Raw genomic sequence first — 20,612 nt, 5'->3', positions numbered from 1 at the left:
GGAATAATTGTGAATCGTTTTAAAACTTTTTATTTTGCCTTATTTCCTGCATCATATAATCGACGAAATCCAGCAGATCATGACGGGTTACAACGCAATGATCTTTTTGCCCGTTGTACTCATCCAGACATGACTTAATGATCGGTTTGAACCGCTCCGACAGTTCGCTCAGTCCCCACTCCCCGCCTTCCCGCTTGGAAGATACGACCTCTTTTTTCATAAAATAAAGGACTCTGCAAAGGTTCAAAGCGATGTATACAGGCTCCACATATGACGGCGGATCGTGCAGGATGCTTTGCACGAACCCTTCCACATCGTGAAGAATGGAAGCGGCATACACGCGCTTATCGATTGGGCCGTAAAGCTCGCTTAACGGCTGCCCATACAGCGTCAGTCCCCTCTCATAGGCGACAACGAGATGCGAAGCCAAATCGGCATCCTCGAACCCTCCGCAAATATAATTTTCGTCTGCCCTGTACTTTTCCCTGTGATACTCCGAGTAATGATATTCAAAAGGGGTCGGATACACAAACGGCTCCAGCTGCTTTTCCAGAATGATACTGAATTCAAGTCCGCGGGCAGCGGGCAGTTGTTCTTCAAGCTTCAATGTCATTTTGGTAATTTGCCTCATGGTCTGCGGAGACAGCTTTTCTTTTACCACGACCAACAAATCGATATCGCTTTTGCCCGGATTAAAGCATCCCATCGCCAGTGACCCGTGTACATAGATCCCCAGCACATTGCCCTTGAGCGCTTCTTTAAACGTTGCCGCGATATGGTCCAAAGCATGTGAGATGTTCAAGAAAATCCTCCCTTCGCAAGAAGTATCGTCGTTGGCAGCAGCTCTGCGCTTATTGATTGTTCAGGTGGTTGATCGGTCTTTTACGCCTCTTTTACATATTTTAATGATTCCTTGCCCGAAAAAGACGAATCCGATGACGACCAATATGATTGAAATGAATTGTGGTACGACCATCATTATTCCACTCCCTTGATCCGGTCCTCCGCTATCGTTTAAAAGATGATTCCACCACATATATCCATAAACTCCAAGCGATATGCATACCATCCCGACCAAAATACGTAAAAATGCTAACTTCTTTACCATAATAAACCTCACGTAAATTTTTTTTATAAACGGACTACTCGTTCTTGCTGCACGCAACGCAAGGAGTTCCCTAAGCGGTTTGCTCCGCGTTCGACTCGCTCTCTCCCGCATCCTTGCTTACTTGAACGAACAGCATGCTGTTGTCCTGAAAATACGTTTCTGCGAAACGCATCACATCGTCTGCCTCTACTTCAAGAACTCGATCCGCAAATTCAACGGGGTCAAACGACACGCCGAATATATGCTCGGATGCCAGCCGCGCGTTCAGCGACTCCCGCTGGTCCTCCGCTATGAGGTGCCTGCCGGTTATCGACTTTTTCGCCCGAAACAGCTCATCCTCGGGTACGCTCTCGGTTTTTAACCGGATGAATTCGGCGACAATAATCCGTTTGACCTCATCGATCCTGTCGAGGGCGGCCGCCGCATACCCGGTAATCGCTCCTTCGCTGAACATGGTGTTCATCTCGGCCGTTACCGCATAGGCGAGTCCCCGTTCCGTACGAATTTCTTTGGTCAATCGGGATTGGAGCAGCCGCACCGCGACGTACCCGGCATACCGGTCCGGCGACTCCCTGTCAGGCCCGTACATCCCCCAGTGCAGCTGCGCCTGACGAATGTCGCGTTCGATATATACCGTCCGACCGTCTAGCTTGCTTCGCTTCAGCTTCTCCAGTTTCGGCGGCGCATTATAACCTTCTGCCGGAGGAACGATCGATTCCAAATATGCGACAAGCTTCCCGTGATCGATATGGCCCGTGACAACGAGGACGATATTATGAGGCTGATAATATTCGCGGTTAAAACGGATCAGATCGTCCCGTGTTATGGAAGTAACGGAAGACTCGGTGCCAAGATTGCCGGCACGTTCGGGATGCATCCCGCGAAGCATCCGCAGCAGCAGCCTGCTGCCATACATTTGCGGATTATCCTCGGCTCGTTTGATCTCTTCGATCACGACCGACTTCTCGATGGCGATTTCCTGCTCCGGAAAGATCGAGCCGAAGATGAGATCCGTGAGAAACTCCGTACCGTGCTGCCATTCGTCGTATGGGGTATATATGAAATAACGCGTCCACTCCGGGGAGGTCGATGCATTCAGACGGCCGCCGATTTCCGAAACTTCTTCCATAATTCGTTCTTTCGAGCGCGACGCCGTTCCCTTGAACCTCATGTGTTCGAGGAAATGAGCAATGCCGAACGGATAATTCAATTCATGGTGCCCTCCGGCTTTAACCCAGTAACAAATGAGCGTGGACACCGCTTTTTCCTGATGCTCGGTAATGACCGTTAACCCGTTGCTTAACACCGTTTTGTTCAATTTCAGTCCCCCATTCGAATGGTTTCGAATCTATACAACAACTTTACCATTTTATGTATATTGGGAGAAATGTTTTTTTAGTGCAGCAAAATAGAAACCACTCCGAATGCACGGAGTGGCCGATCGCTATGCTTTTAACGAACAATATGCTCGAATATAAAGTCGGTAATGCGTTTGGAATATTCATCCCATACATAATCCTTGTTCTCAATGATCAGTTTCGGAATGTCCCACGAATCGACAATCGCCCTGACAAACGCCTGGCTTCCGCTCCACAACGTGCCGGCCTCTCTAAAATCATCATCCGTATGCAAAGAAACCGGACCCCATACGTTACCGCGAACGCTGCATATGAACCTCCACTGGCCCTCCACATGAACTTGGTAAAAATAAATCAGTACCGGCTGGAGCGGCGCTACGATACGCTGTAATGTCGACGCAAACTGTAAAAGCTTCGCACGGTTCATCCCCATATGATGTGCGCAATTGATGACGTCTTGAAAAAGCACGCTTTCAATAATCGTCACATTTTGCCCGCTTTGGAGCCGGTCTTGAACGAAGGCTTCAAATCTGATTTGCAGCTGTTGTATGAACACGTCCGCTTGGCCGTCATCTGCCAAGCTAGTGAATTTGTATTCGGGAATCATCAGAGGATGATGTTTTTCTTGCTCCAAGATGCACCGATGCGGTACTTCCCAGGAAGTTAATTTATGTGAAATCATCGTGGCATAGGTCGTTTTTCCGGAACCCGGCATTCCTTCGATAATTACAAGTCTTTTGTTGGACATGGCAAAGCCTCCGTTTCATTGTAGGTCGGGTGAAAGACAACGCAAATAAACCTTTACAGGCGGATCAATTGCGCGTATTACCTCAACTTGTCGATACGGAAGCCTGGTGACATACATAATCCTCTTCTCATAGTAAAATAAATACAAGGAAATATTATCCAACGGAAAATGAACTGTCAATACCTTTTTGTCTTTGCGACGACTAAGACTGGAACACGAGGACGGGTCCATTCCAACGGTCATTGCGAACGATTTCATCCCGGAACGGTTCATCGCCTTTATATTTTTCAATCAGGCGCCTCCAGAACTGGTAAGCATCATGGTTGGATAACGTTTGCCGGATTTCCCAAGTACCCCGGTATTGATCGAATAACCGGAAAGCAGCCTCCCTGCCCAATCCTTTGTGCCTGTACTTCCGCATGATAAAGAAATCACTGATTACATTGGTGCTTGCCGCTGAGCTGAGCTTCATATATTGTGACGGAACGTCGAGCATGACCAGAGCAAATCCCGCATTGTTCCCTTCTGTTACAGAACCGCCTTATCTTCGTATGGGATTAAAGATAGTTAAATGTCCATGCAGCTGCTCTCCTCCCGCAGCGGGTCTACTATAACACCTCGAATTCCACCGGCCAGATGACGGAACCGGGTGCCAGCGAACCGGCTTCTACTTCATTACAATAACTTGCAATGGCTTGATGATCGGATAATATTTTTATCATGCTGGCTTTGCCTGCACGGAATTCAGATTCGTATGGGATCGTGACCAGCTCTTTTACGGCTCTCGAATACGGGTATAAGGGAAGCAGCAGCTCCTGCTTCTCCGGCATTAATCGGGTCTTCATCTCATTTAATATTGCAACAGCGGTATCATGACGATCAGCAAGAAATACAATGATCTTTTGCGGGTCTTTTAGAACATATCGAATATATCCGGAGAGCTTCCCGTCAACTGTAACCGCAGACGCTCTTACGCCGCTCCCGTAACTGATCCAGTCCATAATCGAATCTCCGGGCATGAATGCCAGACTGCCGTCACCATACATTTGCTCCCACATGGAGCATAGCGCAGCTACATCGCCTCTTTCTACTCTCCGCTCGGTAACGGAAAGTGAGGAAGCAGGGAGATCTTCAACTTGAATTCGGATATGCGACTCTCCAAACATACGGGTTCGATAGCCGAACCGCGGGTAATAGGAGGGATGCCCGAGCAGCATCGATAAATGAAATCCCCGCTGCATGGCTCGTTGGTGGCCTTCTTCCATCAGCATTGAACCGACGCCAAGTTTTTGAAAGTCCGGATGTACGGCAATGGGGGCCAGGATCACCGCTTGTAAAGTATCGCCTTTCACGCGCACGGATTGAGGCGTAAAAAGTGCGTGACCGATCACCTCTCCACGGTATTCGGCGACCAATGACAAATCCGGATCGAATGTCGTTCGGTTCCTGAGCACATTAATTAACGGTACTTCTCCCATGCCAAAACTGTAGTCGAACGTTATGGCGTTAACCATGGCGATGGCATGGTAATCGTCAAGCCGTTCCGATCGAATGATTACATTGTCCAAATATAAGTCCCCTTCCTTCCAAAGGTTAGTCGCAACTCGTCGTGCGAGTGCCGGGGTACTGAATCTTTATCAAACTAAGACGAAAAAATCTTAACATAATGAATCCTGTTATATTGTTGCCGAAAACCGTATTTGCCATATAGCGACTTTGCCGCATCGTTGCAGCGTATACAGCGGATTCCCGGCTTATACTTTTGCCGCATCCGTCCAGGCCGAACAAAATTCAGCAACCGTCGCATACCGATCGTTCTTATTGGACTGCACGGCGCGAGCGGCCACTTCGTACAGCTGGCTCCCTGCTTCCCACTTGGCCAAGGAACGGTCACGCTCTCCGCCGACAAGGGCGAATGCGGTCGCCCCCATGGTAAATACATTCGTCCTCGCATCGATCGCCGCGCCCAGTCCGAATTCTTCCGGCGACATAAACCGCGACGAGCCCCACAGCTGGCCCATCGAGTTGACGAACGGCTTAGGCTGGTAGAAATCGATATCGCATATTCGCGTGATGTGCGTTGTAAAATCATATAAGATGCTGCCGTCGTAAAAATCTACAGCGACCATATCCTGCGATTCAACATGCGCATGGAATGAGAATATGGCTTGCAGCGAAGCCAGACGACGCTCCACCGTCAGCTGCCTGTATCGGTAAAAAGGCGAGTCCGGATGCGTATGCTTGGCCGGAGGCGGAAAAGACCAGTGCGCGTGCAAGCATTCTCCGTCAAACCATTCGAAGACGGCGGCATACCCTTGCTCCGTTGCGAAATGATCCGTTAACCGCACGAGGTGTTCATGCCGCAACCGCTCATAGAGAGGAACAGCCTGCTTTAACCGAACGACGGCGTCGGCCGGTTCACCTGAATAATGCGCCGTTTGCGCGCCCGCATACTTTATAAAAGCTTTCCTCCCATTCCGTTCAACGCCGAAACCGATGTTGCCGGAATCTTGCTGGTCGAAGACGCAAAATACGTTTCCGAACGGACGAAGCCATTCAAAGTCGTGGTATTGCCGCAATTGGAAAGACACATTATCATTCCACTTCATCGTAATTACGGGTTTCTCCATCGGCAACCTCCTTCATCATTGCGGTGATTTGAACGCCGCACGCCCTGCGCCCGTCACGCCTTCCTGTTCCGAGCCGCGGTACCATTCGGCTTGCGTGCGGAACATGGCCGCGTACGCGCCGTCCGCCGCCAGCAGCGTCTCGTGCGTGCCTTCCTCGGCGATCCGGCCGTCCTGCAGCACGACGATCCGGTCGGCGAAGCGCGCCCAGCCGAGCCGGTGCGAGACGAACAGCACCGCTTTGCCCTGCGCGAGCGTGCGGAACGACCGGTACAGCTCCGTCTCGTGCTGCGGGTCAAGCGCCGCCGTCGGCTCATCCAGCACGAGCAGCCGCGCATCGCGGAGCGCCGCCCTTGCAATCGCGAGCCGCTGCCATTGTCCGCCGCTCAGCTCGCGGCCTCCTTCCGAGACAAGCCCTAACCGGGCATCGAGCCCGCCGGCGGCCGCCTCCATCCCGGCTGCGCCGCTTCTCACCAGCGCGAGGCGTATCGCATCGTCCGTATGGCTTGCCTCCGGCCGGCCGAAGGCGACATTGTCGCGCATCGTCGTCTCGTACCGGACGAAATCCTGGAATGCCGCCGACATGTTTCCGCGGAGCAGATCCGGGTCGAGGTCATTATAATCGACGCCGTCCCATGTGATCCGCCCGGCCGACGGCCGGTACAAGCCGAGCAATATTTTGACGAGCGTCGATTTCCCGGCTCCGTTCTCGCCAACCAGCGCCACCGTCTCGCCGGGTCTGAGCGTGAGCCGGATATCGCGAAGCACCGGTACGTTCGTGCCGTAATAGGCGTACGCAACGTCTTCAAGCTCGATGCGGCCGGTGTTTCTCGGCTGTTGCCGCTTGCGGCCGGAAGAAGACACAACAGCGCCAACAGGCATACCGGACATACCCGCTTCAGCTCGCTCCGGCGCTTCCTGTAAAAATTCGACCAAATCGTGGATCTTAGCGCTTTGAATATACATTTTGCCGACGGGCCATGCCATCCGGCCCGATATCCCGTGAGCTTGACGCATCGCTTGAAACACGACCACAAACGTACCGGCCGTAATGCCGCCGGACTTCAACTGCAGCGTCATCCACAAGATCGCACCGAGCAGCCCTGCGATTTGCACCGTCGATACGATCATGCCGTGCCGAATTTCCCTGCGGTTCGCATTCATCCTCAGCGATAGCGAGTGCCCCATCACTTCGCTCCATTTGCCGATCAAATAACCGGTCGAACCGGAGAGCCGCATATCCCTTACCGTCCTCGGCTCCATGACCGTATCGCGCAAATAATCGGATTGACGTCCCGACGTTGTCAAATCCCGGTTGAGCCGTCGTTTTACCAGATCGGATTCGAGCCGTATGGCAAACGATACCGTAAATACGACGGCCAATATTGCCCCTACCGCCGGGTGAGCAACGGCGGCAACGGTCATAAGACCGCCCAGCTCGCACAGCATCCGCACGCAGGCGATCGCATTTTGCAGCACGCCGAGCAGCTCTTGCCCGGCCACGCTCTCAGCCCGCTGCAGCCGGTCGTAGTACGCCGGGTCATCCATTCTTGCCAATGGAACGCTGACCGCTCGTTCGTGTACCTCGGATTGGATGTGCATCGACGCCCGGTCACGAAGTTTCGTATCCAGCATATTCTGCCATGCGGCAAGCGCTGCGCGCAGCAGGGCGACACCCGTAAATACGGCAAGCGCCGGGAAAGCCATGCCGAACATCTCCGCCCATTCCCGGTTCGCCGTTCCTTTCACGAATAAGTCGACCAACTGCTTTTGAGCGCCGTAAGCCGGGACGACGAGCGCCCCGAGCAGCAGCGGAACGCCCAGCCAGCCGGTTGTCAGCAGCGGCATGGTGAGCCATACCCGGAAGATCAACCGAGCGACATGCTTTAATTTGATTAAGGAATGATTGCCCATCCTTCACCTCGATCCAAGAATAACAATCTCACGAGAAGCAACGCTCGCTTCATCCACGTCTATACATACCATGATGCCTGCATTTGGAACATCCGGCTGTATTCGCCGCCGCTGTTCATCAGCTCCTGGTGCGTTCCCTGCTCCGCGAGACGACCCTGCTTTAACACAAAAATAACGTCCGCCAGTTTGGCCGCCCCGAGCCGGTGCGTTACGAGCAGCGCCGAACGGCCTTCCGTCACCCGCAGGAACATCTCAAAGGCGTCTTTCTCCGCTTGAGGGTCGAGGGCCGCCGTCGGCTCGTCGAAGAAAACAAACCCCGCATCGCGAAGCAGCGTTCTCGCCGTCACGATCTTCTGCCACTCGCCGCCCGACGGCTCGACGCCTCCGAACGGGGCACCGAGCTGCATTTCCAAATCCCGGAGTCGGCTTCCCGACGCCTGCAGTCTTTGTTGCAGAATCGCATCTTCCTCCCGCAGCGTCATGTTGCCGAGCGCTACGTTTTCCCTTAACGTCAAGTACAGCCGGGTAAAATCCTGAAACACCGCAGAAAGCTTCGCCTGAGCCATATCCGTGGATAGCGGGATTCCATCGCCATCTCCCCATTCGACCGCGCCGTTCGTCGGCTTATACAATCCGGTGAGCAGTTTGACGAGCGTCGATTTCCCGGATCCGTTCTCTCCGACCAGGGCGGCCCGGCAGCCCGGGGGAATGGTCAGATGAAGTCCGTGAAGCGTGTCGTGAGCCACGCCAGGATAGCGATAGCTCAGATCTCGCACTTGCAGACGCAAGCTGTGGAAATTTCCGGCTATAGCGTCGCCATCTTCCGCTTCAGGTAAAAGATTGCTTTCGGAAATCGTACCGCTGCCGTAAGGCGCCGACAAACGGGCCGGTACAGGCGCGGCTTGGGAACCGGCGGCGCTTTCCTTACAGGCGGCCGCAAGCTCCGGGAGCCGCTCGCGATTCGCATCTTCCTCGAGCGTCATATAGGCTCGAAAATCTTCCCAGCGCATATACTGCCGCCGCATGGTTACTGCGTGACCGATCCAGCCGGTTAACTGCGACAACAGCATCGTGAGCGTCATAAACAGCAAGGTGAAGTCCCCTGCGGACAATGCATTCGCTCCGGGCAGCAGTATGAGCAGCGCAAGGAGCAAGCCGCCCAGCAGCGCGAACAGCAGCTCCGGACCGATCTTGCGCAGCTCGGCGGCGCGGACCGCCTCCGCCGTTTCGTGCGCTTGCCGCGCGGACAAAGCACTCCACCGCTCCGACAACAAGCGGCCGAGTCCGAACAAGCGAATCTCTTTGGCGGCGTCCCGCTTCGTCATCAGATCGGCGTAATGCCGCAGCAGCCGGCGATTCGGCACCTGCTTCCGCGACAGCTTCTCCAGCTTATCTTCGGATTTGCCCGATACGAACGTCAGCAGCAGTGCGGACGCGAAAACGGCGATTAGCGGAATCCACTGGCCGTACATAAGCAGTACCAGGCTTAATGCCACAAGCATGAAGCTCGACTGCAGAAGATGTACTCCAGTGCTATAAATGCCGTAAAGCGATACACGCAACGCTCGTTCACGCACGTCTTTGATGCTTGGCGCTTCGACGTCCTTCAGCGGAAGCCGTGTCGTCTTGCGCATGACGAGCCGCTGCTCCTCCAGCGTGCCGATCTCGATCAGCCGCGTCTGCGCCATCGGAATCGGCACCCCGAAGGCGATATTGTTCATCGCCATAAGCAGCGCCAGCCTAACGGCTCCTTCGACAATCGGCCCTATCGGCAGCGGCGGAGTCCATGCCTGAATGCGGTCGACCAGCGTCTTGACAAGCCAAAGCTCCACCGGGGTGAACGGGACGGACAACAGCATGAAGCACGCCATGATAATGACCGGCCTCCGCTCCAACCGATACAGGATACCCATGGCATCCCGGAAACACCGGATATAATTCGTTATGCTCTATCATTCCTCCATAAACAGCGAATCGGGTTTCTTATTATAGCGTTGACGGACGGCGGCAGCTACGGAAAGAACCTTTATAAACCGATCTTTCCGACGGCTATGCTTTGTGCTTGTATTTTTCCCGATTCAGCGCTTCTTTTAGATGCATGCACGTCTGCAGGTCAACGTCGTACACGTTGGCCAGCGCCGCAACATAGTAGAGCACGTCGTAAAGTTCTTCTTCGATCGTTCCTTTAATGGCATCTCCCTGCATCCTGCTGTCTTTGCGGAGCGTTTCGGACAGCTCGCCGACTTCTTCGATCAGCTTTTGAAAATACACATGTTTCAGCTCCGGCTTATAATCATTCGCTTTGATATACTGCTGCAACCCTCTAAGTGTAACGTTATTTTCCATAAGAAAGCTCCCCTTCGAAATCGTGCATGAATCCGTTCAGCTCATATCGCGGTTGCCTGCGTTAGCACAGAACAAAAATGGCATGTCAAATTGATGATCAATTTGCACGCCATTTGATTTGCATATATACGGCTATCGCCTTCTAACCGTGAACCACAGTTAACGTTAAGTCCGCGTCTTCTCCGAGCGCCCCGTCTTTCGGCTTGAAATGCTTCATGTTTTGCCCGATATGGGCGGCAAGCTCGAGAAGCCGTTGATCCTGAATATGTACCGTTTCGACGGATACTTTGCCTCCCTTGATCTCGATCATACGAAATGCCGGAATATCGAGGCAAGCGGCCGTTTGCACGAGATGCCATTGATCTTTTTGCACGATGGAATTCATATGATTATGGCCGCAGAAGTAATATCCGCGCCCGTTTTTCTTCTCCATTAACGGCCAGATGTCATATTCCGGATGAATGTGAAGCATCGGCTTGTCGGAAAGCTTCGTTGTGTTAGGAATCGGATGATGGCCGAATACAAAAACCGGCTTGTCCGACGATTGCTGCAGCACGCTGTCCAGCCATGCGGTTTGCTCCGGGTCTACTTCGCCGCCATAATCTTTCCGGTTCATTTCTTTCGTGGTATCGAGAAAAACAAGAACCACTTCATCGGTCTCGATTTTATGGTAGCGCTGCTGCCCCGAGATGGCCAAAATATCCGACTTCGGGATCGAGTAAGCATCATGATTGCCGAGCACGTGAATGAAATTCCGCTCCGCCCCATAGCTTTTGATGCGATCGAATACGTACTCCAATTCCTCGGTTACGCCCTCATTCGTAAAGTCCCCCAAAGAAACGTGATAATCCGCATCGATTTCCAAAAACGCTTTCAACATCCCGCTGAAAAAATGCTCTCTCGCTTCGCGCAGCTCTTCCGGCCCATCCGCCATTCTCGGATAATGAAAATCCCCCATTACGACCAACTTCATGTTTTTCCCCTCCCAGGTTCCTCTCCCAAATCAAAAGCGACATGCTCCAAAGTCGTCCTTAATGTACCGTCATGATGTGAACATATGCTCGCGTCAGGACATAAATCGAGATGATTATAACATAGGATTTGGCAATTGACGAACAAACTGTCCGCTTGCTTCAGCGACTCATAATGCGATTTTCTTCCGTTTCCTTCGAAACGCGCCCGTTTCCCTTGCCTTCGATTGACGCCGGTCAATCGGCCCGATTCCATTGCTTCAGCGGACACATATACACTTCTTTGTGCGAGATCCATTCAAATCCGACCTTTTCATACAAGGAACGTGCCGGCAAGTTATCGGTATCGGTCTCCAGCTGCAATCGGTGGGCTCCACGCTCTCGGGCAACAGCGATGACATGTTGCAGCATAGCTTCGGCTACCCCGGCCCTTCTGTGATCTGGCGAGGTGTACACATCTTGAATTCGCAGGATGGGTAGTCCTTTGGTCGTGGAGAATCCCCAACAGTACGATAAGAATCCGGCGCACGCTCCTTGCCGCCTTACCATAATACAGGACATATAGCCGCTCTCCAGCAACCGCTGCAAGGCGGCTTTGCACTGTTCTCGCTGCTCGTCTTTCCAGCCGTCAGGATACTGGTAGCTTGCCAAGAGCCGGCTTGCTTCCTGGATAAAGGAAGCGTCGAGCTCCACAATTTCCATATCTGCCATCATCGTCATTTTCGCCTCCATTTCGGTTGTTTGCCCATCATCGCACATCATTTGCAATAATTGTAGACTTATATTTCCGCCAAAGTTATGATGTTGTATTAGGTACGTCCGCACTATGCGCAAAAGCGATTACACGAAAAAAGTAGGAGATCCCATTGAATTTTACCCGCATCATGCGCCGTTATTTGGCTCCCCTGAAGCTGCTGTGCGCTTTGTATGCAACGAGCGTCGTAGTAGAAATCGGCTATGCCGTAGCATTTCCGTTAAGCTTGAAGTATTTGGTCGATACCGCATTCATTCCGAAGGACGTTCAAGCGTTTATCTTCATTCTCGCCCTGCTCCTTATCGGCGGTTTGCTCAATATCGCCGCAGGCGCCGGAGGCGATTACACGCTTGCCAAGCTGAGCGGCCGAATGCTCCAAACGCTTCGCACGGAATTGTTCACGCATGTTCAGAAGCAGTCGATCGACTTTTATTCCCGGTACCGTGTAGGCGATATCACCACTCGATTTAACTCCGATTTGCTGTCGATCGAACAGGTCGTCGGGGCCACGTTTCCGCTTGGGCTCAAGCAAGGCTTTACGGCCGTGGCAGGATTGTGTCTGCTGTTCACGCTGGAGTGGAGACTCGCGCTCGCCTTGCTGCTCGGATCCAGTCTGCTGTTCATCGGCCCCAAGCTGCTGCAGAAACGGGCGGAAACCGCTAACCGCTCAGTAAAAGAAGCGGAGGGCGATTTCGCAAGCACAATCGACGAGTCGCTCAAAGGGCATAAGACGATCAGAGGGCTGCATTTGCAAGAGGTAATGCTGGAACGGGCTCGCAGACAAATCCTTTCGCTGTATACGTTCGGGCTTCGCAGAAGCTTTATGAACTCACTGCTGGAACGCATTCCGATGACATCCCTTATGGCACTGAACGCGATCATGATCGGCTTTGGAGGCTATCTGATTTTTCAAGACAAGCTCAGCATCGGTGGATATATCGCTTTCTTTACACTGTTTATGAGCGTCAGTCAGGCGGTATTTCATCTGTCTTTTCTCATTCCGTATTTCATTGCGTCCGGCGTCAGCTTCGAACGGGTCCATCAAATGATGGAAGATGCGCCCACTGTGGTTGAAGCGGACCTGACGGTGAATATGCCGCCACTCGCCCATGCAATCGCTATGGACCATGTGACGTTCGGCTATACGGATGTGCAGAACATTCTAAAAGACGTGTCGCTGACCATTCCAGCCGGCAGCTTCGCGGCGTTCGTCGGACCGAGCGGTTCCGGTAAAAGCACCGCATTGCAGCTGCTGTTGCGGTTTTACGATCCCGGCGAAGGACGGGTAGCCTACGACGGCCTCGATGTAAAACAAATGAGCGAGCGCAGTTTGCGCGAGCAGGTCGGCATCGTGTTTCAGGATACGTTCCTCTTCAACGCAACGGTCAAGGATAATTTGCTGTTAGGCAGCCCCGATGCGACGGAAAACGAAATGATTGCCGCATCAAAGGCAGCCGATATGCACGAGACGATCATGAGCTGGCCGGAAGGATACGACACGCCGATCGTTCAAGAAGGCGCAAGCCTGTCCGGAGGACAGCGCCAGCGGTTATCGATTGCCAGGACGCTGCTTCGCAAGCCGAGCGTGCTGCTTCTGGACGAAGTGACATCCGCGCTGGACTTTGCTACCGAGGCGGAAATTAACCGGACGATCGCACAGTTGAAGGGGCGCTCGACCATCATCTCCGTCACGCACCGGTTAGCTTCCATCATCCATGCCGACCTGATTTTTGTTTTTCGGAATGGGGAAATCGTCGAATCCGGCTCGCATGAGGAGCTGCTCGGCCGAAAAGGGCTGTATAGCGACATGTGGGAGAAACAAGCCGGATTCCGGTCATCTCGGGGCGAGCTGCAGCTGCACGCAAGAGAGGTCTCGTACTGAAGCAGCCTGCATACGGCTGCCAATAGAAATATTGGAGCAGCGTACGCCGCACGCCGCTCGAACAAAAGAACGGATACATAAGAATCAAAAATATGGGGGGGGATGGCAGGATGACCCTGCATTTTAAGAAATGTACCAGCGACGACGATTACGCCCAAGTAAGCATCTTCTTTCTGAAGCACCGGCTCGAGCTCCGGCTTGATTTTGAGACGATCGATACGGTCTCGACGCTGTATGGATACTTGACCAAGGGACATTTGGGCCGCGTTACGGATTCGGAAGGAGAAACGACCGCGATTGTCGGTTATTATTACGGAACGCCTGAAGGCGAATATGAAGATACCCATACGGTTCTGGTCGATTTGGCCATTCTTGCCCGGGCAAAACGTAACACATTCGCCTTTGTTCGCGGTCTGCAGCAGTTGGTTCGCACCATACGCGAAGAGAAACCGGAGGTGCGCCAATTTCAGTTTTTGGCCCAAGCAGAGAACCAATACTTGCGCAAACTGTACCCCAAAATTGCCGATCTTGTCGCTGTGGAGGAAGATAAGCTTAGATATAGGACAGATATCGACAAACTGCAGGCCTATCTGAATCGATTTTCCTAGACTCCGTAATTCTTTTTGATCATAAAATCATTGTTCAGCCAAATATTGTATGATATATTAATACCATTAACAAAAAAAGGAGGAATAGAACAATGGTACCAATGCCACCAAACATCTTCAAAAAAGATGGAAAAAGCCACATCTCGATAAACTCCGCCATCAAAGCAATCGACACCTTGAGAGTTCAGCCGCAGCAATAAGATGTCTTTGCAATTTTCCGTCTGCAATTATCGAGCCATGTTCGATCACTACCTAACGTTACTGTTAGAGCATCACGGCGAGCTGAATTTGCCTTACGATTTTGCTACGAAGCTTTGCTTAATCGCAAGTCCGCTCATGCACGGCAAAGTCATCGTCTGTGTTGACGAAGAGGAGCATCGGTTGGAAGGCGCAATCGGCTGCGTGTACGGGACCGGAGCCAATGACTTTACGGATCAGGACGTATGCCAGATCGAGGTCGCCTTCTTGCGCGAGCCTTTTCGGAGCACACCGCTCTTTATGCGGGGATTGAAATTTTTGACCGCATTCGTCTCGGAAGACAATGCAGCGGTTCGGCAAATCCAGTTTTGGGGGCCGGGCGGCCATAGCGGGCTGAGGCGGTTGTTTTCGAAAATTCCCGATATGCAGCGTACGGAGGTAGGCAAGCTTGATTTTTACAAAATTGAGCTTACTGCATTGAAACAGTATTGCAGCCGTTTTTGAAAACGGCAAGAAGGTACAAGGATAACAGTCGAATCGAGTTCGGCTGTTTTTTTAATAGGAGTACGTTTCTGATCATGGCATTTTTTTAATGAAAAAAAAAGAGCTTGCCGCCGCAAGCCCATCTTCCTCCAATATGAATCTCGCATTTCGGAACTATCCCTTCTCCCCGCGGGTTCCCGCCCGAAAAGAAAGCCAAAAGACGAACGCCAGCAAAACCATGCTTCCGCCTACTGCGCATACCCCGTCCCAAGCCCATCGGCTCCAGGCATAACTTCCCATCGAAGAACCGACGGCGCCGCCGACAAAGCAGCTGACCATGAACACCGTGTTGATTCTGCTTCGTGCTTCGGGCTGCAGCCGGTAAATGCGGGCCTGATTCGTAATTTGTACCCCTTGCACGCCCAAATCGAGTAAAATGACGCCGATGATCATCCCCCATAGTACCGAACCGACCAGCCAAAACGATGCATAGGACAAAAGCGCTATAATAACCGCAATGCCTGCAATGAGCCTGGGGCTCCATCGATCCGTCAGCCGCCCGATCACGGACGCGGCCGCCGCACCTGCGACGCCGACGAGACCGAATAATCCGGCAACTTCGCTCCCGTATCCGTAATGCGGCCCCTCCAGATAAAACGTCAGCGCCGTCCAGAACACGCTGAACGCGCCGAACATCATCGCGCCGATCATGGCCGCCTCACGCAAGGTGCGCTCCCCTGCAATGAGGCTTCCCATAGATCGGACCAACTGTCCGTACGAAAGCTGCATCTCCGGATAGCTCGCAGGCAATTTCCGGCGCAGTGTATACGCCAGAGCAAACATTAACACCGCCGCAATGACGTACATCGACCGCCATCCGAACATCCCGCCGATCAAGCCGGATACCGTACGAGCCAGCAAAATCCCGATCAGCAATCCGCTCATCACGTTGCCGATCACTTTCCCCCGCTCTTCCGGGGCCGCAAGATGTGCGGCGAGAGGTACGATCATCTGCGGAGCTACAGTGGTGATGCCGACCGCCATGCTGGCCGCATACATCCATATGAGATTTTGTGCGGCGGCCACGCCGACCAAAGCGACACCGACGGCCAGCAGTAAAAGAACGATCATTCCGCGTCTCTCTTTGATATCTCCCAAAGGAATAAACAAAAACATCCCGACCGCGTAACCGATCTGAGTCAGCATCGAAATCATGCCCGTCATTTGGTCGCTCGCTTGAAACGTCCTGCCGATTTCAGCCAGCAGCGGCTGATTGTAATACAAATTCGCCACGGCCAGCCCACACGATACCGCCATTAAAAAAACGAGACCTTTGGTGAGCGATGCGCCCTGTCGCTGTTGTTCCCTTGCCATGTTGTCATCTCCACATTGTTCTTAACCGGATGTAACTCACAAAAACAAGCTGCAAATCTGACGTCCTAGTAGCTCATCGTACGACGTACAGTCATTTGGACAAAACGAAATCAAGCCTCATCGGGCCCCGCAGCCGGTATCCCGATAAAGCTTGATCGCTGTAGCTTCCGTTTCCAGTTGCGATCCGGTTCATCAAATCTTTGTCTACGAAATCATATCGCGTTTTGATGTCATTGACAAGCTTTTTTGGTTTATCGTCGCCCGTTCATTTCATTGAAAGCCGGATCGTCTTAATTTCGAAAGGACGGAACGTGAGCGGAATCACGCGTTCGGATGCAGCGTGTACCGGGCGCAAAACTTCCTCCAGCATATTCGTTTCTATCGCTTGCTTGACCGGGAACAATCGCGACATGTTACATGCTTGAATATTGCTTTGCAATCCGCTATACTTCTTACAAAATAACAAAGCGACAACATGCCAGTGAAGAGCATCCAACTCGGAGGCGTTCTCGTCAAGGGATTCCCTGTTTCCCCTAAGTCAACCGGACCCGCCCGTTATCGCGGAATGAAAGCGGATTGGACAGTGCCTTGCTGTCCGGTCAATTTGGGTGGCACCGCGAGATAAGCGCTCCTCGTCCCATACGGATGAGGGCGCTTTTTGTATTTTTATCGAAAAAGGAGCGCGGTGACATGCTGGACATCAAGTTTATTAGACAACATCGGGAAATGCTACAAACGGTTGCGGACGGAAAAGGGATTACGCTTTCGATCGACGAACTGCTGCGTTGGGATGAGCGAAGAAGGAAGCTGCTTCAAGAGGCGGAGGCGCTGCGTCAGGAAAGAAACGTTCATTCCCGGGACATCGGCCGATTGATCGGTGAAGGAAACCGGGAGGCGGCGGAGCAAGTAAGACAAGACGTGCAGGAGACGATTCGCCGATTAAGCCAAGTGGAGGCGGAGCTGGCCGAAGCGGAGCGGCAGTTCACGCTGCTGGCGATGCGCGTGCCGAATCCAGTCTCGCCAGATACGCCGGCGGGACGGTCGGATCAAGATAACGTAGAAGTGAAACGGTTCGGGGAGCCCCCGGTGTTTGATTTTGCGGCAAAAGATCATGTAGCGCTCGGCGAGCTTCACGATCTGATCGATATTCCGCGCGGGGTGAAAACCGCCGGAACCCGCAACTATTATCTCAAAGGAGCCGGCGCCCTGCTCCACCGTGCCGTGCAGCAGCTTGCGCTTGACCTGCTTATCGGCAAAGGGTTTACGCTGCTTGAGGTACCGCTGCTTGTGCGCACCGAAGCTTTGACCCATACCGGATTTTTTCCGTTCGGAGAGGAGCAGACATTTCGGATCGCGGAGGAGAACAAGTGGCTGGTCGGTACGTCGGAAGTACCGCTCGTTTCGTATCACGCGGATGAGGTGATCGAATTGAGCGAGCCGCGCAAATACGCAGCCGTCTCGCAGTGTTTCCGCAATGAGATCGGCTCGGCGGGAAGAGATGTACACGGCTTGTACCGCGTTCACCAGTTCGCCAAGGTCGAGCAAGTGATCTTATGCGAAGCGAGCCTCGAACAGTCGGATCGGATGCTCCATGAAATCACCGGCCATGCGGAGGAGCTGCTGCAGCTGCTAGAGCTGCCGTACCGCGTCATGTCGGTCTGTATCGGCGATATGTCGCAGAAGACCTACAAGCAGTTCGACATCGAGACATGGATGCCGAGCCGCCAGGCGTACGGCGAGACGCATTCGTCGTCGGCACTGCTCGACTTTCAGGCGCGGCGCTCGAACATACGTTACCGGGATGCGGAAGGTAAACTAACTTATTGCCATACGCTGAACAATACGGCCGTCGCCTCGCCGCGAATATTGATTCCGCTGCTCGAAACCCATCAGGAGGAGGACGGCTCCATCCGCATTCCGCACGCGCTGCGACCTTATATAAACGGGCTTGAACGGCTTGTAGCCCAACAATAATGATTGAAGGAGCCGACACCGGCTCCTTCTTTTTAAAAGCAACAAACCTATAGACTCGAACGAGGCGAGTGCAGCTCCATTTTATCCGTATCTATACCATAATGCTATGAGGTGACGATGTTGAAAGACACATTGGCTTTTGGCGAGAAAGACAGCCGTCTTGAATATACGAAAAGAGAAGGATGTTATGCCGTTATAATCGATGTGAATCGTCACCATGTTGCGGCGATCCTGACGACTCGAGGTCATTATTTTTTGCCTGGCGGCGGGATGGAAGCCGGGGAATCGCCTGAAGAATGCCTGCGACGCGAATTATTAGAGGAAACAGGGTATGAGGTAAGCGTAGGTTCTTACATCGGTAAGGCTCAAAGATATTTTATCACTCCACGAAACGAACCTTTATTGCAAGTCGGAAATTTCTTTATGGCACGGTTTGTTAAAAAAGTACAAAAGCCGATTAACGGCGATCATGACTTAAAATGGATCGTTTCGGATGAAGTGGACGAGTTGCTCTTTCATGAACATCACGCATGGGCTGTAAAAAAGGCCGTCGCCCTGTTAAGGAATCACAGATAAAATAATAACCGCCTACGTGGACGGTTTTGCTTTTGTTTGGAAATAAGTCTATACTTTTTCCAAAATAATCCTTATGATTACAGGTGCATCCCACTTATAAAGCAAACGAGGAGGCACAAAATGGAAGATCTCTCGATCCACAAGATTATTAACCGGGCTTACGACTTCGTGGAAGAACAGCAAAAATTACTCGATGACGGAGCCATCACCGAAGAACAATGGTTTGAGACGCACAACCGCTTTTGTACCGCCCATTATTTAGCCGCGGATAACCCAAGAGGGCAATCCGGTCACAGCGGGGATGAGCGCCATTATTTCCAAACCCATGCGATGCTGCTGCAAGCGATCCATAAAAACGGCACATTCATAGACGTCGGCTGTGCTAATGGCTATTTACTGGAATCGCTGGACCGCTGGACCAAAAGCTTGGGATTTTACGAGCTTGAATGGTATGGGCTCGATATATCCAAAGGTTTGATCGAGCTGGCGAAACAAAGGCTTCCGGAATGGACAGGTCGCTTCTTTGTCGGCAACGCCTTTACTTGGGTTCCTGACGTCCCAAAATTTGACTTCGTCTGCGTGAAAGAATTGAGTTATGTGCCGAAGAAGCGCAGAAGAGCCTTTCTGGAGCATGTATTGCAGCACTATGTCGCTCCGGGCGGAAGACTCATCTTGGGACCGAACAGCGAACGACAGGAAGCCCGCGAGCTTGAAAACGAACTATCCGCATGGGGATACGAACCGTCTGGTAACGCCGAAAGAACGCACCCCAAGCATAAGATGTTGACCAGAAGGCTGCTCTGGTTCGATAAACCGTAATCCATTCTCTCCCTCTCCATTTTACACCTTCGCATCATGACCGACGTGACTGACACAAAACTAGCGCGTCGTCGGACGGCAACAAATTACAAAATGATCCAACTCATTGTCAACTCGACCGTTTCCTGATATAGTTTACTTTTTAAGCGAACCAAATGAACCATAGCGAGGCTTCTTTAAATGAATTACACCTTGACTGACATGCTCTTGTTCTTTTTGTTTTCTTTTGCCGAATTTCTTGCCATTTTCATAATGATGATGTGGTTGTTTCGGTTTAAGTTCAAAAATTATCAATACAGCATCTATTTTTTGACCGCAATTTTAACGGTCATCTCGTGGGTTGTCCGAAATGTTTTCGGAGAAGCGGCCTACGCGCCAATCCTCCTTATTTCTGTGTTGATTTTGCTGTTTTATGTTTTATCGAGCATTTCGTTGATCTGGTGCGCATTCATGGGGGTATTGGCTTATGTCGGATACGGCCTCGTTCAAGCGATCATTATTTTCGTCCCCGATTGGCTTGGATGGTATTCCTTCCGTGAAATGTCCAATACGAGCGTAACCGCCTACTGCATTCAGACCGTGAGCGCTGCTGCGTATATCGGTCTGGCTTACTTGTTAAAGCACAACCGGCTCGGACTTACGTTCGTCTCCCCAGCCCGCGCGACAAAAGTAAGAATGAATGGAATGAATATAACGATATTAATCGTATTGATTGTATCGTTTCTCATGATGGCATTATGGTATCAGATCCGCTATCTCCCCTACATTATCTTCATTTTCATCGCCGATTTATCTCTTCTGCTGTATGCAGCCTTTTGGAAAGAGAACCAGAAATAATAATCGCATGCACATGAAAAAAGCCTGCCCTCTTG

The 20,612-nt window shown here is 52.1% G+C and carries 20 protein-coding genes; 7 read left to right on the top strand and 13 right to left on the bottom strand.

The features are described 5' to 3' along the window. Window positions 1–19: 19 nt before the first annotated feature. From ACFQI7_RS09635 to ACFQI7_RS09585, 11 genes are all read right to left on the bottom strand, one after another. Window positions 20–802 (bottom strand): aminoglycoside adenylyltransferase domain-containing protein, encoded by a 783-nt coding sequence (locus ACFQI7_RS09635; RefSeq protein WP_218099553.1) that lies wholly within the window; start codon window positions 800–802, stop codon window positions 20–22. 376 nt (window positions 803–1,178) lie between these two features. Continuing rightward, on the bottom strand, window positions 1,179–2,426 hold the full coding sequence (locus ACFQI7_RS09630; protein ID WP_218099552.1) for a M16 family metallopeptidase: 1,248 nt from the start codon (window positions 2,424–2,426) through the stop codon (window positions 1,179–1,181). A 134-nt stretch (window positions 2,427–2,560) separates the two neighbouring features. Continuing rightward, window positions 2,561–3,214, bottom strand: a complete 654-nt coding sequence (locus ACFQI7_RS09625; RefSeq protein ID WP_218099551.1) for a P-loop NTPase family protein — start codon at window positions 3,212–3,214, stop codon at window positions 2,561–2,563. Between the two features lie 202 nt (window positions 3,215–3,416). Then, on the bottom strand, window positions 3,417–3,710 hold the full coding sequence (locus ACFQI7_RS09620; protein WP_218099550.1) for a hypothetical protein: 294 nt from the start codon (window positions 3,708–3,710) through the stop codon (window positions 3,417–3,419). Between the two features lie 112 nt (window positions 3,711–3,822). Beyond that, window positions 3,823–4,782 (bottom strand): GNAT family N-acetyltransferase, encoded by a 960-nt coding sequence (locus ACFQI7_RS09615; RefSeq protein ID WP_218099549.1) that lies wholly within the window; start codon window positions 4,780–4,782, stop codon window positions 3,823–3,825. 186 nt (window positions 4,783–4,968) lie between these two features. Continuing rightward, on the bottom strand, window positions 4,969–5,844 hold the full coding sequence (locus ACFQI7_RS09610) for a serine/threonine-protein kinase (protein ID WP_218099548.1): 876 nt from the start codon (window positions 5,842–5,844) through the stop codon (window positions 4,969–4,971). A 15-nt stretch (window positions 5,845–5,859) separates the two neighbouring features. Further along, a complete protein-coding gene (locus tag ACFQI7_RS09605; protein WP_218099547.1) occupies window positions 5,860–7,755 on the bottom strand; it encodes an ABC transporter ATP-binding protein in 1,896 nt (631 codons plus the stop codon). Between the two features lie 59 nt (window positions 7,756–7,814). Further along, window positions 7,815–9,626: an ATP-binding cassette domain-containing protein gene (locus ACFQI7_RS09600; protein WP_230415015.1), complete on the bottom strand. Its 1,812-nt coding sequence runs from the start codon at window positions 9,624–9,626 to the stop codon at window positions 7,815–7,817. A 178-nt stretch (window positions 9,627–9,804) separates the two neighbouring features. Beyond that, window positions 9,805–10,101 carry a MazG nucleotide pyrophosphohydrolase domain-containing protein gene (locus ACFQI7_RS09595; protein WP_218099545.1) on the bottom strand — a complete coding sequence of 99 codons (297 nt, stop codon included), beginning with the start codon at window positions 10,099–10,101 and terminating at the stop codon, window positions 9,805–9,807. A gap of 142 nt (window positions 10,102–10,243) precedes the next feature. Continuing rightward, window positions 10,244–11,074 carry a metallophosphoesterase family protein gene (locus ACFQI7_RS09590; RefSeq protein ID WP_218099544.1) on the bottom strand — a complete coding sequence of 277 codons (831 nt, stop codon included), beginning with the start codon at window positions 11,072–11,074 and terminating at the stop codon, window positions 10,244–10,246. Window positions 11,075–11,309: 235 nt separating this feature from the next. Further along, complete coding sequence (locus ACFQI7_RS09585) at window positions 11,310–11,792, bottom strand: GNAT family N-acetyltransferase (protein ID WP_218099543.1); 483 nt, start codon at window positions 11,790–11,792, stop codon at window positions 11,310–11,312. A gap of 146 nt (window positions 11,793–11,938) precedes the next feature. Between ACFQI7_RS09585 and ACFQI7_RS09580 the strand changes: the two genes are divergently transcribed. From ACFQI7_RS09580 to ACFQI7_RS09570, 3 genes are all read left to right on the top strand, one after another. Beyond that, the gene (locus ACFQI7_RS09580; protein ID WP_218099542.1) at window positions 11,939–13,708 is read left to right on the top strand and encodes an ABC transporter ATP-binding protein; all 1,770 of its coding nucleotides are present in this window, start codon (window positions 11,939–11,941) and stop codon (window positions 13,706–13,708) included. Window positions 13,709–13,818: 110 nt separating this feature from the next. Next, entirely contained in the window at window positions 13,819–14,316 is a 498-nt protein-coding gene (locus ACFQI7_RS09575; RefSeq protein WP_218099541.1) for a hypothetical protein, read from the top strand. Between the two features lie 201 nt (window positions 14,317–14,517). Beyond that, entirely contained in the window at window positions 14,518–15,018 is a 501-nt protein-coding gene (locus ACFQI7_RS09570) for a hypothetical protein (protein WP_218099540.1), read from the top strand. Between the two features lie 153 nt (window positions 15,019–15,171). On the opposite strand, the gene ACFQI7_RS09565 is transcribed toward ACFQI7_RS09570, so the two are convergent. Next, window positions 15,172–16,371 (bottom strand): MFS transporter, encoded by a 1,200-nt coding sequence (locus ACFQI7_RS09565; RefSeq protein ID WP_218099539.1) that lies wholly within the window; start codon window positions 16,369–16,371, stop codon window positions 15,172–15,174. Window positions 16,372–16,636: 265 nt separating this feature from the next. Continuing rightward, a complete protein-coding gene (locus ACFQI7_RS09560) occupies window positions 16,637–16,810 on the bottom strand; it encodes a glycosyl hydrolase-related protein (RefSeq protein ID WP_218099538.1) in 174 nt (57 codons plus the stop codon). A 251-nt stretch (window positions 16,811–17,061) separates the two neighbouring features. Between ACFQI7_RS09560 and serS the strand changes: the two genes are divergently transcribed. The 4 genes from serS to ACFQI7_RS09540 all read left to right on the top strand — a co-directional run bounded on the left by serS (window position 17,062) and on the right by ACFQI7_RS09540 (window position 20,577). After that, window positions 17,062–18,345 carry a serine--tRNA ligase gene (gene serS, locus ACFQI7_RS09555; protein ID WP_218099537.1) on the top strand — a complete coding sequence of 428 codons (1,284 nt, stop codon included), beginning with the start codon at window positions 17,062–17,064 and terminating at the stop codon, window positions 18,343–18,345. Between the two features lie 117 nt (window positions 18,346–18,462). Beyond that, on the top strand, window positions 18,463–18,921 hold the full coding sequence (locus ACFQI7_RS09550) for an NUDIX hydrolase (protein ID WP_218099536.1): 459 nt from the start codon (window positions 18,463–18,465) through the stop codon (window positions 18,919–18,921). Window positions 18,922–19,041: 120 nt separating this feature from the next. Further along, window positions 19,042–19,740, top strand: a complete 699-nt coding sequence (locus ACFQI7_RS09545) for a class I SAM-dependent methyltransferase (protein WP_218099535.1) — start codon at window positions 19,042–19,044, stop codon at window positions 19,738–19,740. Window positions 19,741–19,920: 180 nt separating this feature from the next. Next, window positions 19,921–20,577: a hypothetical protein gene (locus tag ACFQI7_RS09540; RefSeq protein WP_218099534.1), complete on the top strand. Its 657-nt coding sequence runs from the start codon at window positions 19,921–19,923 to the stop codon at window positions 20,575–20,577. Window positions 20,578–20,612 lie beyond the last annotated feature (35 nt).

Origin of the sequence: Paenibacillus allorhizosphaerae, from assembly GCF_042659105.1 — a bacterium.
Lineage (GTDB): Bacteria > Bacillota > Bacilli > Paenibacillales > NBRC-103111 > Paenibacillus_G > Paenibacillus_G allorhizosphaerae.
Note: the sequence above shows the minus strand (reverse complement) of the source record. Positions and strands in the feature narration are given on the sequence as shown.

Excerpts from the sequence above, each read along its gene's own strand:
- ACFQI7_RS09625 (WP_218099551.1), bottom strand. The coding sequence starts at position 3,214 with ATGTCCAACAAAAGACTTGTAATTATCGAAGGAATGCCGGGTTCCGGA.
- ACFQI7_RS09620 (WP_218099550.1), bottom strand. The coding sequence starts at position 3,710 with ATGCTCGACGTTCCGTCACAATATATGAAGCTCAGCTCAGCGGCAAGC.
- ACFQI7_RS09610 (WP_218099548.1), bottom strand. The coding sequence starts at position 5,844 with ATGGAGAAACCCGTAATTACGATGAAGTGGAATGATAATGTGTCTTTC.
- ACFQI7_RS09605 (WP_218099547.1), bottom strand. The coding sequence starts at position 7,755 with ATGGGCAATCATTCCTTAATCAAATTAAAGCATGTCGCTCGGTTGATC.
- ACFQI7_RS09600 (WP_230415015.1), bottom strand. The coding sequence starts at position 9,626 with ATGGCGTGCTTCATGCTGTTGTCCGTCCCGTTCACCCCGGTGGAGCTT.
- ACFQI7_RS09595 (WP_218099545.1), bottom strand. The coding sequence starts at position 10,101 with ATGGAAAATAACGTTACACTTAGAGGGTTGCAGCAGTATATCAAAGCG.
- ACFQI7_RS09590 (WP_218099544.1), bottom strand. The coding sequence starts at position 11,074 with ATGAAGTTGGTCGTAATGGGGGATTTTCATTATCCGAGAATGGCGGAT.
- ACFQI7_RS09585 (WP_218099543.1), bottom strand. The coding sequence starts at position 11,792 with ATGACGATGATGGCAGATATGGAAATTGTGGAGCTCGACGCTTCCTTT.
- ACFQI7_RS09575 (WP_218099541.1), top strand. The coding sequence starts at position 13,819 with ATGACCCTGCATTTTAAGAAATGTACCAGCGACGACGATTACGCCCAA.
- ACFQI7_RS09570 (WP_218099540.1), top strand. The coding sequence starts at position 14,518 with ATGTCTTTGCAATTTTCCGTCTGCAATTATCGAGCCATGTTCGATCAC.
- ACFQI7_RS09565 (WP_218099539.1), bottom strand. The coding sequence starts at position 16,371 with ATGGCAAGGGAACAACAGCGACAGGGCGCATCGCTCACCAAAGGTCTC.
- serS (WP_218099537.1), top strand. The coding sequence starts at position 17,062 with ATGCTGGACATCAAGTTTATTAGACAACATCGGGAAATGCTACAAACG.
- ACFQI7_RS09550 (WP_218099536.1), top strand. The coding sequence starts at position 18,463 with ATGTTGAAAGACACATTGGCTTTTGGCGAGAAAGACAGCCGTCTTGAA.
- ACFQI7_RS09545 (WP_218099535.1), top strand. The coding sequence starts at position 19,042 with ATGGAAGATCTCTCGATCCACAAGATTATTAACCGGGCTTACGACTTC.
- ACFQI7_RS09540 (WP_218099534.1), top strand. The coding sequence starts at position 19,921 with ATGAATTACACCTTGACTGACATGCTCTTGTTCTTTTTGTTTTCTTTT.